14 protein-coding genes are annotated in these 14003 nt (G+C 62.2%); 2 read left to right on the top strand and 12 right to left on the bottom strand.

Going from position 1 to position 14003, the window contains the following annotated elements; all coding sequences use genetic code 11:
* Positions 1–14 precede the first annotated feature (14 nt).
* From ACQZF9_RS09605 to ACQZF9_RS09570, 8 genes are all read right to left on the bottom strand, one after another.
* Positions 15–419 (bottom strand): nuclear transport factor 2 family protein, encoded by a 405-nt coding sequence (locus ACQZF9_RS09605; protein WP_428313014.1) that lies wholly within the window; start codon positions 417–419, stop codon positions 15–17.
* 405 nt (positions 420–824) lie between these two features.
* Complete coding sequence (locus tag ACQZF9_RS09600) at positions 825–1877, bottom strand: spirocyclase AveC family protein (RefSeq protein ID WP_428313013.1); 1053 nt, start codon at positions 1875–1877, stop codon at positions 825–827.
* Positions 1878–2040: 163 nt separating this feature from the next.
* Positions 2041–2835, bottom strand: coding sequence for a hypothetical protein (locus ACQZF9_RS09595; RefSeq protein WP_428313012.1), 795 nt, complete (start codon positions 2833–2835; stop codon positions 2041–2043).
* Positions 2836–3079: 244 nt separating this feature from the next.
* Positions 3080–3559: an SRPBCC family protein gene (locus tag ACQZF9_RS09590; RefSeq protein WP_428313011.1), complete on the bottom strand. Its 480-nt coding sequence runs from the start codon at positions 3557–3559 to the stop codon at positions 3080–3082.
* Between the two features lie 49 nt (positions 3560–3608).
* Positions 3609–4709, bottom strand: a complete 1101-nt coding sequence (locus ACQZF9_RS09585; protein ID WP_428313010.1) for a spirocyclase AveC family protein — start codon at positions 4707–4709, stop codon at positions 3609–3611.
* A gap of 56 nt (positions 4710–4765) precedes the next feature.
* On the bottom strand, positions 4766–6016 hold the full coding sequence (locus ACQZF9_RS09580; RefSeq protein ID WP_428313009.1) for a cytochrome P450: 1251 nt from the start codon (positions 6014–6016) through the stop codon (positions 4766–4768).
* A gap of 107 nt (positions 6017–6123) precedes the next feature.
* The gene (locus ACQZF9_RS09575) at positions 6124–6435 is read right to left on the bottom strand and encodes a 2Fe-2S iron-sulfur cluster-binding protein (protein WP_428313008.1); all 312 of its coding nucleotides are present in this window, start codon (positions 6433–6435) and stop codon (positions 6124–6126) included.
* A gap of 49 nt (positions 6436–6484) precedes the next feature.
* Entirely contained in the window at positions 6485–7573 is a 1089-nt protein-coding gene (locus ACQZF9_RS09570) for an SDR family NAD(P)-dependent oxidoreductase (protein ID WP_428313007.1), read from the bottom strand.
* A gap of 99 nt (positions 7574–7672) precedes the next feature.
* On the opposite strand from ACQZF9_RS09570, the gene ACQZF9_RS09565 reads away from it, so the two are divergent.
* The gene (locus tag ACQZF9_RS09565) at positions 7673–7933 is read left to right on the top strand and encodes an RNA polymerase sigma factor (protein WP_428313403.1); all 261 of its coding nucleotides are present in this window, start codon (positions 7673–7675) and stop codon (positions 7931–7933) included.
* A 346-nt stretch (positions 7934–8279) separates the two neighbouring features.
* Complete coding sequence (locus ACQZF9_RS09560; RefSeq protein ID WP_428313006.1) at positions 8280–9020, top strand: TetR/AcrR family transcriptional regulator; 741 nt, start codon at positions 8280–8282, stop codon at positions 9018–9020.
* A 263-nt stretch (positions 9021–9283) separates the two neighbouring features.
* Here ACQZF9_RS09560 and meaB read toward each other — a convergent pair whose 3' ends face one another.
* From meaB to ACQZF9_RS09540, 4 genes are read right to left on the bottom strand one after another with little or no spacing between them, the layout of a single operon-like run.
* Complete coding sequence (gene meaB, locus ACQZF9_RS09555; protein ID WP_428313005.1) at positions 9284–10237, bottom strand: methylmalonyl Co-A mutase-associated GTPase MeaB; 954 nt, start codon at positions 10235–10237, stop codon at positions 9284–9286.
* Positions 10238–10256: 19 nt separating this feature from the next.
* Positions 10257–10682, bottom strand: coding sequence for a cobalamin B12-binding domain-containing protein (locus ACQZF9_RS09550; protein ID WP_428313004.1), 426 nt, complete (start codon positions 10680–10682; stop codon positions 10257–10259).
* Positions 10682–12364 (bottom strand): methylmalonyl-CoA mutase family protein, encoded by a 1683-nt coding sequence (locus tag ACQZF9_RS09545; RefSeq protein ID WP_428313003.1) that lies wholly within the window; start codon positions 12362–12364, stop codon positions 10682–10684. The genes ACQZF9_RS09550 and ACQZF9_RS09545 overlap by 1 nt, the downstream gene beginning before the upstream one ends.
* Positions 12361–13950 carry a class I adenylate-forming enzyme family protein gene (locus ACQZF9_RS09540; protein WP_428313002.1) on the bottom strand — a complete coding sequence of 530 codons (1590 nt, stop codon included), beginning with the start codon at positions 13948–13950 and terminating at the stop codon, positions 12361–12363. Before ACQZF9_RS09540 ends, ACQZF9_RS09545 begins: the two co-directional genes overlap by 4 nt.
* Positions 13951–14003: the final 53 nt, after the last annotated feature.

Raw genomic sequence — 14003 nt, 5'->3', positions numbered from 1 at the left:
GGTCCCAAGCGTTTTCAGCCGCTCAACACATCAAGCAGATGCAGCGTGTCCATGTATTCACGCACCGACACGATCAGGCCTTCGCGAATTTCGATCAGGAAATGGTAGTGGTTGTGGTATGCGCCCCCGTTGGCAAACGCGCCTTCGGATTCGATCTCCACCGCCACGCGCGCGCCTTCGGCGGTGATGCCCTTGACCGTCATGCGCATTCCGCCGGGAATCATCCGCACGAGTCCACGCAGCAGCTTCTCGATCTGCACTCGGTTCTTGTCACCCGAAACCTTCAGCCGCTGCGGGTCGCCGATCACCCACCAGTTCGCATCCGGTGACAGCCGCGACAGCGCCTCGTCGACACGATTGGCGAAGGCATGGCCGAGAAAATCCAGTGCGAGTGCTTTGTTCGATTCGATAGAAGTCATGGTCTTAACTGCAAGTCAGCTGTCGAAGCAAGGGACGTAGTACACAATCTGAGACTGTGAAGGTAGACGATGGTCGCCGACATTCCTAGCGAAATTGGGGCCGACGCATGCGTGACCAGCAGACCATGGCCTGAATTCCTCGCAAGCTAAGTCGGCCAGCCCCCGCGATCTAGCAGACGCCGTTCGCCATCGTCACCACTGGTGCCACCAGCCAGACCCGCCCGCGATCGAGTATGTCGTCGAACGACCGGTAGGCGGCGCCCAGCACGATGGACATGAGCGAATTGATCATCGCCATCTACCACGCAAAGCCGAACCGCTTGTAAGGCTGCCGCCCGTAGTAGACGTAAATGCCGAGCATCAGGCCAGGCAATCCGATCCCAGGTTGGTCAACCAGAACAGCCACTACAAGCGCGGCATCATCACGCCGGGGCCGGGGCATTGATCCGCGTTAATGCCGTATACGCACATGCCGTTCGTCATGTACGAGGGGTAACCGGCCGGGTACGGATCCGAGTGCAGCGAGAACCACTGCATCGGCACCGTGTACAGAACAAAGAAACACAGGTGGCAAAAACCGTACACCGCCAGGCCGCGCATCCACTGCCGGCCGGTGGCACCCATCTTCAGCTCGTCAACGCCGCGCTCGGCCAGCGTCTGCCCCTTATCGTCGCGGAAGAAATGCAACGCCGTCATCGCGCCGACGCCGAAACCGCCGAACAGCAGGCCTTCGTACAGCGGGAACTGGTAAATCTGGCCGGCAAACAGGCTCAGCGAACGCACCGCACCGGGATACGCGTAGATGCCAGTGCGCAGCAGCGTGATTTCGATCAGCGTATCTACGACCGTACAACCCAGCACGATGAACCCGAGCATGCCCAGCAGGCCCATAGTCGGCCAGCGGGTCTTGGCCTTGCGCAGCAGCCAGCAGATGAAGATCGCCTGCGTGGTGACCAGCGAGGTGTAGCCGGGCAGCGTGATGAAAATCGGCTCTGGTAGAAGATTACCGTTAGGGCTCATCCAGCCCGGCCACGAGCCTAGCGACCAGGCACCGAAATTCACCAGATGCGAGTTGTAGAACAGCGACGTGGACGTGTAGTTCATGCCCATGTCCCAGAAGAAAATCATCGCACCGGCCGCAAACAAGCGGCCATCGGCGGTCATTCTTCCCTCATGAATCCACGGCAACACCAGCCACTTGAACAGACAGAAAACAGCGGCACCCGTAACGCCGACCTGCAACGACAAGTAGTAGAAATGCTGGGTGTCCGTTACCGCGTCCGCGCCAGGCGGTGTCGCTACGAAATGCGAGCCGAATACCCAGGCCGCGAGCACATAGATCTGGAACGCCAGTGTCGCCGCGCCGGCCCAGGCCCAGATCACGATCGGCAGCGGACGTGTCAACGACAGCGGCATTGCCCGCTTGCTAAAGCCGGCTTCGGGTACGCGCACGTTCACTCAAGACTCCTATCGCTGGCAGCGTGGAACCCGGTCTCGGTTCAAGATCGGTCGGGAAGCATTATTCATCCAAGCGATGTTCGTTTATTAGTACAAATAGCCAAGGGAATGTCGGCGACCACCAACGGCAGCTCGACTCCCGTATCGCACCAGGCAAAAACAACTACCCCGCTGTGTTTGCGCGGATCGTCGACGCCGATGGCGCGGCGACGGTTGACACCACCATCGCCATGAACCAGGTCGAAAGGCCAAACGTGGCCAGACCGCCAAACTGAGTCCAAGCCGGACCGACGTCGGTGTTGATCACAAACCACGACGGCCAGCCGGCCATGGCATTCACCGCAGCGCTGACCGTCAGCAGGATCGGGATGATCTGCAGTTGCCGCCAGCCATTGCACAAATAGGCTTCGTAGCGGCAGATCACGGCGGCGGCGACCATCGTGATCAAGGAATTCACCGGCGCCCACCACAGCGGGAACTTGAGCAGGACCAGAGGCTGCCAGCCGTAGTAGAGGTAGGTATCGAAGTGCATCAACGTGGCTTCGAGTACGAAGTCGCCGGCCATGCCAGCAACAAACAAGCCCCAGAGCTTGCCGCGTGACAGTCCGACGCGCATCAACTGCCAAGTCAAGCCGACGCCAATGCCAAAATAGAAGAAGTAAGTCAGGCATAGCCACAACGGCAGTGGCCGCCCGTAGGCATGGAGCACTACCCATGAATTAACTTCAGGAAACCAGCAGGCGCCGACCGTATCCACCAATGGCTCGAACACCATCATGGCGCCACCGCCTAGGAACAGCAGCAGGAACGTCGGCTTGCCCGAACGTGCCCAATAGATCAGACCGTAGAACAGCGCGATCAGCGCCGCCAGCGCCATGCACCCGGTAACCCAGGTCTGTACGACAGGATCGATCACCGCCTCGAAAGGCGGCTGGGGAATCATGGCACGGGCTTGCACGGGCAGTTCTCCTTCATGGCGGTGCTACTTACCGACGTCTGACGCACGGATGTACCTCATTGCCAGTAGTCGTGATTAATTCACACGCAAGATGTCATGGGCAGAAACGTCACCCACTTCATCCCGAAATCGATCCGACTGAATGCTCCAGCAACGTCCAGTCCGGTCTCTTCGGGAACCTCTGATGCAGCCCTGCAGGTCAGAGCCCGCTGAATATCTCGCATCAATCAAACGACGACGCGACCTACGCCACGAAGCGCTTCGTCGCGGTCGCCGCGATGTCATGCACGATGCAGTCGTACACAGCTTCGATTGCGCCTTTGACTACCGCCGTCGGCGCCGCGGACGGCAGATCGAAGCGACCGGAACAAGTCACGCGGCTGCGCCCATTGCCCAGGTCATCAACTTCGGTTGTCGCCAGGTAGTTGCGCAGACCAAACGGGCCTTCGCCCTCCATGTTGTAGTAAATGAAGCGCGCCACGTGGTCGACGTACAGCAGCGTCTCCGGCACCATTGCAGGAATCACGATGCCCGGCGGCAGCAAAGCGGTATCGAATATGCAATTGCGCGTGCACGGCAACTGGCCCAGCGTGTGCCCGGCTTTCAACTGCACGTCGACCAGCGGAACCGGCCGGCCTTCGACGCGCATCCACTCCAGGATTGCGGGCCAGTTCAACAACATTTCCCAGATCGCATCGGCCGGCGCATCGACCTCGTCGGACACAAAAGTTCGTACACGATTGTATTGGGCCACGTTGAACCACTCCTTTGAATTAGTTCTGCCGCGCCGTCGCTGAAAGTCGCGGATCGGTTGGGGGTATCGCCAGCGAATGTCGGCTAGGGATCGGCACTTCGCGGCTCGGGCAGGCGTAAGGGGTGCCTTCGCCGCAAATCTCATAGCGCATGTACGACGGATATTTGGGGAAGGTGTCCGCCTGCAGCGCCATCCAGTTGTATGGCATGAAATACACAATGAAATAAGAGATATTGCAAAATCCCATCAGCGCGAAGAATCGCATCAAGGTCCGCGCACTCTGCGACAGCCGTAGTGTGCTGACGCCGCGCTCCACCCAAGACTCTCCCTTGTCGTCACGGTAGTGCCGCAGCAGGCCGATCGCCGTGTAGTTGAAGTTCATGAAGAAGGTTTCGTACAGCGGAAACTGGTGCGGCTGACCCGCCCACAAGGTGATCCACGACGGTGCGCCCGGATATGCGAACAGGCCAGTGAAGCAAGCCGGTAGTTCCAATATCATGTCGAGCGCGCAAATCACCATGTAGGCCAGCGGAATGTGCACCAGCATCGAATGCCGCGGCAGCCAGATACGCAGTTTCTTCAGCGACCAGCCAAAGGCCAGCACGTTGATCGTGGTCCACCACAGGTAAATGCCGCCCATCAGGAAGAACGGCTCCGGCAGGTTGCTGCCGCGTGGAGATTGCCAGCCTGGCAGGTACTCGCTCCATGAGCCCATGTTGATCCAGTGCGCGTTGTACATGAACGTGAAGTTGAAGTAGTTGCACATAGGATCCTGTACCCACATCGTCAACAGGCACAGCATCAGCATGCCGTCCCAGGACATGCGCTTGTCACGAATCCACGGCTTGATCAACAGCGCCCACAAGAACCACAGGATCAGCGCAAAGCAGAACACTTCGCTGAAGCGGATCAGATTGAGCGTCCATTCCGGTATTGGATCGGAGCCAATCGGAGCGGGCTTGAAATACGGCCCCGTAACCCACTGGAACAAGGCGCCAATGAAGATGCCCGCGATGATCACGCCCGCCAACGCGAAGAACTTCACTGGCTGCGCCGGTGTGCCTGCCAGTGGCACGGGCGGCGGCGACGCCTTCGATGGGGAGGAAGAGGCTAATGGCATCGACAGACTCCTAACAGCGGCATCGGGTTGAGAACCTATCCATTGAATCGGGTAGCTCAGACGCGCTTGGTAAACGTGACCGGGATCGATTCCGGGTTACGCACCACAATCTTGGGCAGGTATGTCACGTTGAAATCCGGCGGATCCATCACGATGTTGTCCATGCGGCGTAGCAGTTCCTCGACAGCCACCGTCAGTTCCATGCGCGCCAGGATGTTGCCCACGCAGTAGTGAATGCCACCGCCGAACGCAAAATGATTGCGGATGCCCTTGCGTTCCAGATCGAGTTCAGTGGGATGCTCGAATACTTTTTCATCGCGGTTTGCAGCGGCATAGCGCATTGCCAGCGTGGCACCTTCCGGGATCGTGACGCCTCCTAAAACCATCTGACGCGTTGTGCGCCGGAACAGGCCCTGAACCGGTGACTCCAGTCGCATCGATTCCTCGGCGAAATTCGCGATCAACGACGGGTTGGCACGCAGCTTCTGCTGTAGCGCAGCATCCCTGGCCAGGATCACCATCGAATTGCCGATCGCACCGGGCGTGGTGTCGTTGCCTCCCACCAATAGCGCCTGGATTACCGAGTGAATCTCGCGCTCGCTCAGGAACTCACCCGTATCCAGCCGCGCATGCACCAAGTTGCTTAGCAGATTGTTCTCGGGAGCGGCGCGGTAGCGCTCGATGTATTCGTGAAATACTTTTTGGCCACGGATCAAGGTCAAGTGACCTTCCACGATCTGCTGTGGTGACAGCAGCGACGCGTCGGCCAACTGCGTGGTGGCCTCCGGCATTGCCTGTAGCGTGTCCTTGAGTTCGCGTGGCATGCCCAACATGTCGCCGATGACGAACACCGGCAGGCGCAGAGACACCATTTTTTGCAAATCGACTTTCGGCTCGTCGATAAAGTCGTCGATCAGTTCGTTGATTATTTTCGTCACAGACTCGCGCAACTGGCGTACGTTGGACGCACCGACCGCTTTCTCTACCAGCGCGCGATAGCGGCGATGCTCGGGCGGGTCGGACGTGACCAGCGTACTCATCGGCGCCCAGCCGCCATGTTTTTCGTATAACTCCAGGATTTCGGGCGCATTGGAATAGAACGCCATGATCCGTGTATCGGGCACGCTCGAGTAATCGACGTGGTTGTGTAAGACCTCTTTCATCTCGGCTGCGCCAGTCACCAGGTACAGCCCAATCACCGGATCCAGGTATACCGGTGCCTCGGCACGCAGCCGCTCGTATAACGGGTACGGACACTGGAAAACCTGGGGATCGGCAAGCGTCAGCGGTGCCGGGACTGGGTTCATCTCATACTCCAAAGTTGATTTTTTTGACTTCAAAAGCGCGCTGAAAACGAGCTGAATCGAACTGATAGTCCAGTAGACGTCGGTCGACCCGGTTGGACTCAGTGGGTTCATTCTTCGGGCGCGACGGTGAGCCGTAGCGGCCGATGCAGGCTGGCTGCCGACAGTTGGCAGCTCAGCCGCGATTGGCCCTCGCGGTAGCAGCTCAGGCCCTCGATCATCGCCAGTTCGTCCTCGGAGGGCGGCGGCAGCGATGCTGCGTCCTCGACGAAGACATGGCAGGTGGCGCATGACAGAACGCCGCCACAAATCGCAGCCAGATCGACATTGGCGTCGCGCAGCGCTTCCATGACGGTCTGAGCGCTGCCGATTTCGATTGCGTGTTCCCGACCGCCGCGATCGGTTGCGAGCACGCGGGTCATCGGCGGCCTCCGCAAAGAGCCGCTCGCGCGCTATGTCCGAGATCCGTCATCAGAGCTTGAACTGCTTGGCCATCACCGCGTCCAGCAGGCGGTCGGACAACACGCGCCGCAGCATGACGACGGCCTTGGCATCAAGGCCGACCAGGTACCGCGTCTTGACCTGATCGGCTTGCACCAGTTCGACCAGAGAGCGGGCCACGTCTTCTGCTGGCAGATATTTGGCGACGCCCTTGGCAATGCCATCGGCAATCGACTGATAGGCCGCGACATATCGACGGCTTGCCTCGCCCTCGTCCTTACAGCGAGCGATGGCTTTGCTCAGATGTGCCGACGCCTCGCTGACCATCGTGGTGCGGATACCGCCCGGCTCGACGATCGCGACATCGATGCCCCAGGAGCGCACCTCGATGCGCAGCGAATCGATCAGCGATTCCATCGCCGCTTTGGTCGACGAATAAACACCCAGAAGCGGTGCAGATACCCGCGCCGCCATCGAGGTCACGAAGACGTAGCGACCACGGGATTGCTTGAGCAGCGGCAGCAGGGCCTGCGTCAGTGCGAGCGTGCCGAACACGTTGACATCGAAGATCCGTCGGGCCGTTTTCAGATCGACATGCTCGATCGCATCGAACTGCGAAATGCCGGCCACGCTGACCAGCGCGCGTAGCGGCATGCCATCGGCCTCGATGCGCGCCACCAGCGCGGCGATGTCGGCGTCGCGAGTGATGTCCAGAGGCACCGGGACCAGGCGCCCCCGCTGCACCGCGTCGCCGGTCCAGCTGTCGGCTTCGGCTGCGGACAACACACCGGCATAAACGCGATAGCCCCGCTGCTCGAGCTGTTCGGCGGTATGTCGCCCGACGCCACGGCTGGCGCCGCTGACGACGACTGCGCCCGCTAGAGACGACGCTGCGGCCTTTGATGAAACGCCTGTCTTCGCCATGCCCTTCCGAAGCCTCTCCTGATATTTGTTCTGATTTACGGCGGCCAGTTGCGGCCGTCCGGCACTTAGAGGAACCGCGCTCGTGGGCGCCTTAAGCCGGTGCGCCCCTTGACCGCCACAACAGTGGCCAACATGGTGTCGTAAATAGTTACTAATGACAATATAGTTACAAGGGCCGAGAATGGCAATGGCCAACCAGCATCACGCAGTCGGCAGCCTGTATTGCAGCGAATCGCTGAACCTGAAACTGCGCGTGGCGCGCCAGGTCGAAATCCGCATGAGGCCGAAGACTTGGTGCAGGACGCCTACCTGCGGCTGTTGAGCCGCAGCGCTGCGCTCCCCGAGCTACGCAGCCCGAAGGCTTTTCTGTTTACGGTCGCGTCCAACCTGTCGGTGGACCGCGTGCGCAGCCAGCAACGCATGCGCCGCCTGCTGGCCGAGCAGCACCAGTTCGAGGTCACTGTCGATGGCGACGAACTGCATCGGGTCTGTCCTCTGCGCGCCGGGGATGATCAGGTGGATGCCGAACTGCGGCTGCGCGACGTGGTGACCTGACTGCAAAGGCAGCCGGTCGAATGCCGGCGTGCATTCGTGCTGCACAAGTTCCATGAACTTTCCTAAGCCGAGGTGGCGCAGAAGCTCGGCGTCACCGTCAGCATTGTCGAAAAACACTTGTCGTCAGCGCTGGCGCATCTGCGCGGTTACCCCGCTGTTCGACGACTGAGGCTGGGCCGTTCCCAACATGCACGGGCTTCGGTGACCCCTTGTGGACCGGCGCCGAGCCCGCGTTATACGCTTGCACCGGCGGTCACAATCGACGCCTGCCCCAAGCAGGGATAAACGCGCCTCTCGATTAGCGCCGGGCGCGCCGGATCCCGCTGAAATCACAACCGAACCGATCATGGCCGACAGCGTCAATTCCACTACAGCCGACCGCATCCTCAATGCCAGTCTCCAGCTGTTCAACGAGCGCGGGCTGCAGGACGTGCCGGCAATGAAAATCGCCATGCACCTGGGCATCAGCCCCGGGCATCTGGCGTATCACTTCAAGACCAAGAACGACATCGTGGTGGCAGTCTTCGGCCGACTGGAGACTGAGGTCCGCAAAGAGCTGCTGGAAGCCAAGCGGCCGGAGCAGCCGTTCTTGCCGATCACTGCGGCGCGTCAGCAGATTGCGCTGCTACGCACCCTGTGGCGATATCGTTTCTTCTTCAATGCGCTGACCCAGTTGCTGACAAAGGACCTGACCCTGCGCGAGCGCTACCTGCGCATGGAAGAAGGCATTATCGAGGGGATATACCAGCTGTTCGACGAGTTGATTTCACAGAACTACATGTTCAAGGTACCGGAGCCCAACAGCACGCGCATGCTGGCCAGGAGTTGCTGGATGATGTGGCTGTCGTGGCTACGCTTCGAGCAGATTGAATATCCAGATCGCAAGAGCGTGCGCGAGACCGCGCTGCACGACGGGGTGATGCAAAATTTCAGCATCATCCAGCCGTACTTCGGTTCCGAATTCGAGCGCGAAATGCTCAATGAGCTACGCCAGGCAACGCTCGGCAAAGCCTCCAGGAGTTCCGCGAAGACAGCAAAGCCAAAGTCGGCTGCTGTGAGCCAGCGCGTCACCAGGAAAAAAAGCTGAAAATACCGGCGACAAGTCCAGCGATATATGCCAGGCGGTTGACCCCTGCAACCCTAAGGAACCTCTGATCAAGTCCTGCGCGCCCGCGCCGGCCCTTCGGGTTGCCCCGGAGATGCCGCCATGCCGCGTTGCTCGTCCCTTGTTTGGAATCACCAAACCGCGGGACTCGCGCCTTGCCTGGCGGCATCTCCGGGGCAACGCGGACGCGCAGGACTTGATCAGAGGTTCCCTAAAGGGCCTCAGGTCGGCAAGCGATTGCCAACCTACGGCTGGGGATTGAGTGCGTCGAGCAGGCGCAGTGCCGCGGTTTGTGGATCGCATCGACGTGCGGCGACTTCGTCGAGCATCGCCTCGAAGCGGTCGTGCTGGTCTGCGGCCCGCCGGTGCAGGCGCAGCGCCTGGCCTATGCAATCGATCAGGCGTGCACGCGCCTGTGCGCGGCGCCGCGCCTGCTGTTGCGCCGGATGCGTTTGCAGATGCGCGCGGTGCGCAGCGATCGCTTGCAACAGCTCACTGATGCCGGTACCGGACGCCGCATCGGTCTTCAGCACCGGCGGCAACCAGGCATCCGGGCAGAGTGCATGCACGCGAAATTCCACCGCCTCGCGCAGCGCGCCAACGGTGCGGTCGGCACCGGCGGTGTCGGCCTTGTTGACGACGAAGACATCGCCGATTTCGAGAATGCCGGCCTTGACCGCCTGCACCGCGTCACCGCCGGCCGGCGTCTGCACGATCAGCACGGTATCGGCATGACGCAGGATATCGATCTCGCTCTGGCCGACGCCGACGGTCTCGATCAGGATGCGATCCCAGCCCATCGCGTCGAGCACCGTCAGCGCATCGGCCGCGGCCTGCGCCAGGCCTCCGAGACGGCCGCGTGCGGCCATGCTGCGGATGAAGACACCTCGATCGGTGTTATGCCGGCTCATGCGCACGCGGTCGCCGAGAATCGCGCCGCCGCTGAACGGACTCGACGGATCGACCGCAAGCACCGCGATCCGCTCACCGGCCGCACGGCAGTGCGCGAGCATCTGGTCGAGCAGCGTGCTCTTGCCGGCACCGGGCGGGCCGGTGATGCCGATCACCGGGGTGCTGCCGCCGCGCGCGTGCAGTGCGCGCAGCACTGGCGCGATGTCGCTGTCGCCCGCCTCGACGCGTGTGATCAGCCGCGCCGCGCTACGCAGATCACCGGCGACGACAGCTGCCGCCACGTTCACGTGCCCCGCCCTTGCGTGATCAGACTGCGGAGTCATTCGTCGCCAGCGATTTTCCGGTGACATCCTGCAGAAATTCGACGATCTGGTCTGTCGTAGAACCCGGGCCAAAGATGCCCTGCACGCCCATCTCGACCAGCGCTGGCTCGTCATCGGCATGGATCAGCCCACCGAGCATCACCGGCACGTCGTCGACACCGGCGGCGCGCATCTTCACCAGCAGGTCACGCGTGTAATGCAGATAAGTGGCGGTGCTATAGCTGAGGCCGACCACGTCGGCATCCTCGGCGATCAACGCGTTGATCACGCCGTCGGCGGTGTTGTGCTCGCCGAGGTAGACCACCTCGACGCCGCGGTCGCGCAGCAGCTGCGCGAGCGTGCGGATGCCCTTGTTATGTACGTCGGTGCCGAGCATCGCCAGCAGGCAGCGGATCTTTTGCGGCGCCATCAGGTTTCCGGGTAGGTGAAAGGAGATTGGACGATGCGGAACGGATCATAGGAAAGTCCGCTGGCGACGCGCACCGTGCCCCAGACCTCGCCGATGCTGGCGTCGGCGATCAGCGCATCGATCATCGCCGGATGCGCATTTTCGCCGCTGCGCGCGGCCCGGTACAGTTGCCCGATCTTTTCCTTCAACACGCTCTGGTCGCGCTCGATCTTGAGCGCCCGAAAACGTTCGAGATGGGCGACCATGCCCTTGGGATCGAAGCTGAAGCGCTTCGGCGCGGGCTCGGGTTTGGGGATGAACTTGTTGACGCCGACGACGATACGATCGCCGCGATCCATCTCTTTCTTGAACTGGTAGTTGTAGTCGTCCATCAGGCCTTCGATGGTGCCGTCCTCGATCGCCTTGATCAGGCCGATGCCCTCGATTTTCGCCAGCAGCCCGAGCGCATCGGCCTCGACCTGGTTGGTCAGGCTTTCGACGTACCAGCTGCCACCCAGCGGATCGGCGGTGCGCGCCGCGCCGACTTCATTGGCCAGTATTTGTTGAGTGCGTGTCGCCAGTTCGCGCGCTTCTTCCGTCGGGATGCAGATCGGCTCATCAAAGGTGCAGGTTTCCAGCGACTGCACGCCGCCCAGCAATGCCGCCAGCGTCTGCACGGTGGCACGCGCGAGATTGTTCAGCGGCTGCGGATAAACCAGCGCGCGGCCCGAGGTATGGCAGGCGATGCGCAGGCGCTGGCTGCGCGCATCGGCGCTGCCGAACTGCTCCTTCATCGTCCGCGCCCAGATGCGGCGCAGCGCGCGGAACTTGGCCACTTCCTCGAAGAAATCGATATCCGAGCCCGACACCCAGGCCATGCTCGGCGCGACCTGATCGACGCCGATGCCGCGTGCAGCAAGATCGCGCAGCGTCAGCTTGACGATCGCCATGCCCAAGGCGATTTCGCCCGATGCCGGTACGCCGCGCTCGCGCAGGTTGTAGGCCTGCGGGCAGCCCAGCGACCAGCGCGGCGTGTGCTTGGCGCTGTACTCCAGGCAATCGACTGTCGTGCGATGGCCGAGTGCCGTCGGCACGGTGGACTCGTTGCCGACCGACAGGCGTAGCTGCAGGTGATCCGGCATGTGCGAGCCGATCAGCTTGGACAGATCGCGCCCCTGCTTCTTGGCCATGGCCACGACCAGCGGGTAGATCATCATCGTGGTGTGCCAGGCGACGCCGGTGCGGGTGACGTCGATGCCGCTGAGGAGCACCTCGAGATCGCGCACCGTCGGCAGCGAGCAGCCTTCCTGGCCGGCGTCCGGCGAGAATAGCGGATGGTCCGGATCGACCGCCTCCTGGCTCAGCGTGTCGAGCACCACGTTGACGCCGGCGGTGCCGAGTTTCAGCGCTCTTTCGATGCCTTCGCGCGTGTCCTCCGGCGCGCCGTAGCCGACGATGTTGCGCAGCGTCCACATGCGGCTGCGGTACATCTCGGGGAACGAGCCGCGCGTGTACGGATACTCGCCGGGCTCGCCGAGATCGCGCGCGTAGTCCATGCCCTCGACGTCGGCCGGGCCATACGAGTTCTGGGTTTCGATGCCGCTCCAGGTGGCGGTGCGAGACAGCTTCACCGACACGTCTTCCAGGCGCGCCGCGATGTCGGCGGCGCCGGATGCATCCTGCGGTGTAGTGGGCTTGCTCAAGACATCACGCTGCCGGCGAACTGGTCACGCAGCATAAATTTCTGCACCTTGCCCGAGGCATTGACCGGCAGCGCCTCGACGAAATGCCAGCGCCGCGGCACCTTGTGGCGGGCGATCGATGCCTGCAGGAATTCGGTCAGCTCGGCCTCGGCCGCCTGGTGCCCGGGACGGAAGATCACCGCGGCCGCCACCTCCTCTCCCCATTTTTCGTCGGTCACGCCGAACACCGCCGACTGCGCGACCGCCGGGTGCTCGGCGAGCCGGTCTTCGATTTCTCGGGGATAGATGTTCTCGCCGCCACGGATGATCATGTCCTTGAGCCGACCGGTGACCTGCAGATAGCCGTCGGCGCGCATCACGCCGAGATCGCCGGTGTGCACCCAGCCGTCGTCGTCGAGAGCCTCCGCCGTCTTCTCCGGCATGCCGAAGTAGGCCGCCATCGAGCAGCGCGTGCGCACGCAGATTTCGCCGATCACGCCGATAGCCACGATCTCGCCTTCACCGGAGACGATCTTGGCCTCCGACAGCGGCAGCGGCGTGCCGACACTCTGCGTCACCTTGTCGACGTCGTCGCCACGCCGCGTCAGGCACATGCAGCCGCCGGCTTCGGTCTGGCCGAACAGCGTCATGATCTCGGCGCCGGTGCGCGCCTTGACTTCCCGAACCAGCTCGGGCGCGACCACGGTGCCGCCGGTGACGATCACTTCGAGTTTGGTCAGATCGGTCGCGGCCAGGCGCTCGCTCTGCAGCATCGCCACGAGCATCGTCGGCACCGCCATCGTCACGCGCACCGCGTAACGCTGCAGCGCGTCGAGCATCGCCTCGGCACTGAACTCCGGCACCAGCACCTGCGTGCCCAGATTCGACAGGCAGCCGAGCGTCATCGTCACGCTGCCGCCGACATGGAACATCGGCAGCAGATTGAGCCACACCGAGCCTGCCGGGACATCGAGACGGCCGGCGGTAAAGCGCGCGTTGTTGACGATGCCGGCATGGCGCAGCATCGCGCCCTTGGGCCTGCCGGTGGTGCCCGAGGTGAACAGGATCATCACCGGCGCATCGGACGGCACCACCGGCAACGATCGCGGCGCCGCACCGGCAACGAACTCGTCCCACTGATCCAGGTAGACCACTGTCTGCAGCAACGGCAGCGAGTGCCGCAACTGCGTCAGTACGGCCTCGTTGTCGAGCTTGCGCCAGATACGGTCGAGCACCAGGCCGCGCACCTCACCTTGCCTGAGCAGATAGTCCAGCTCGCTCGCGCGGTTTGCGGGATTCAGCGTCACCAGAACGATGCCGGCCAGTGCCGCCCCCATGTGCAGCAGCACAATGTCGGCACTGCCTCCGGCCCACGTGGCGACCCGATCACCGCTCTGGAAGCGCGTCAGCAAGGCGCTTGCGATGCGCTCGCTTTCGGCAAACAGTTCGGCGTAGGTCCACTGGCGTGCCGGCGCCGCGACTCGCGGCGCGATCAGTGCGAGGCGCTCGGGCACTTGGCGCGCCGCGTCGCGCAGCAGGTCGCCGACCGACCAGTCGAGAAAGTCGAGGTGGGCCTCGGCCTGGATATGCGATTTTTTCAGAGACACGGTGCTGGCCTTCATAGTGAGAACCGCAGCGCGGGGCATGCCCACGCGACCCA

The sequence above is a fragment of the Hydrocarboniphaga sp. genome, from assembly GCF_965279055.1.
Classification (GTDB): domain Bacteria; phylum Pseudomonadota; class Gammaproteobacteria; order Nevskiales; family Nevskiaceae; genus Hydrocarboniphaga.
This window is presented reverse-complemented; position numbering and strand designations above follow the sequence as displayed.

Coding starts and splice junctions, on each gene's coding strand:
- ACQZF9_RS09605 (WP_428313014.1), bottom strand. CDS start 419: ATGACTTCTATCGAATCGAACAAAGCACTCGCACTGGATTTTCTCGGC.
- ACQZF9_RS09585 (WP_428313010.1), bottom strand. CDS start 4,709: ATGCCATTAGCCTCTTCCTCCCCATCGAAGGCGTCGCCGCCGCCCGTG.
- ACQZF9_RS09580 (WP_428313009.1), bottom strand. CDS start 6,016: ATGAACCCAGTCCCGGCACCGCTGACGCTTGCCGATCCCCAGGTTTTC.
- ACQZF9_RS09575 (WP_428313008.1), bottom strand. CDS start 6,435: ATGACCCGCGTGCTCGCAACCGATCGCGGCGGTCGGGAACACGCAATC.
- ACQZF9_RS09560 (WP_428313006.1), top strand. CDS start 8,280: ATGGCCGACAGCGTCAATTCCACTACAGCCGACCGCATCCTCAATGCC.
- ACQZF9_RS09550 (WP_428313004.1), bottom strand. CDS start 10,682: ATGGCGCCGCAAAAGATCCGCTGCCTGCTGGCGATGCTCGGCACCGAC.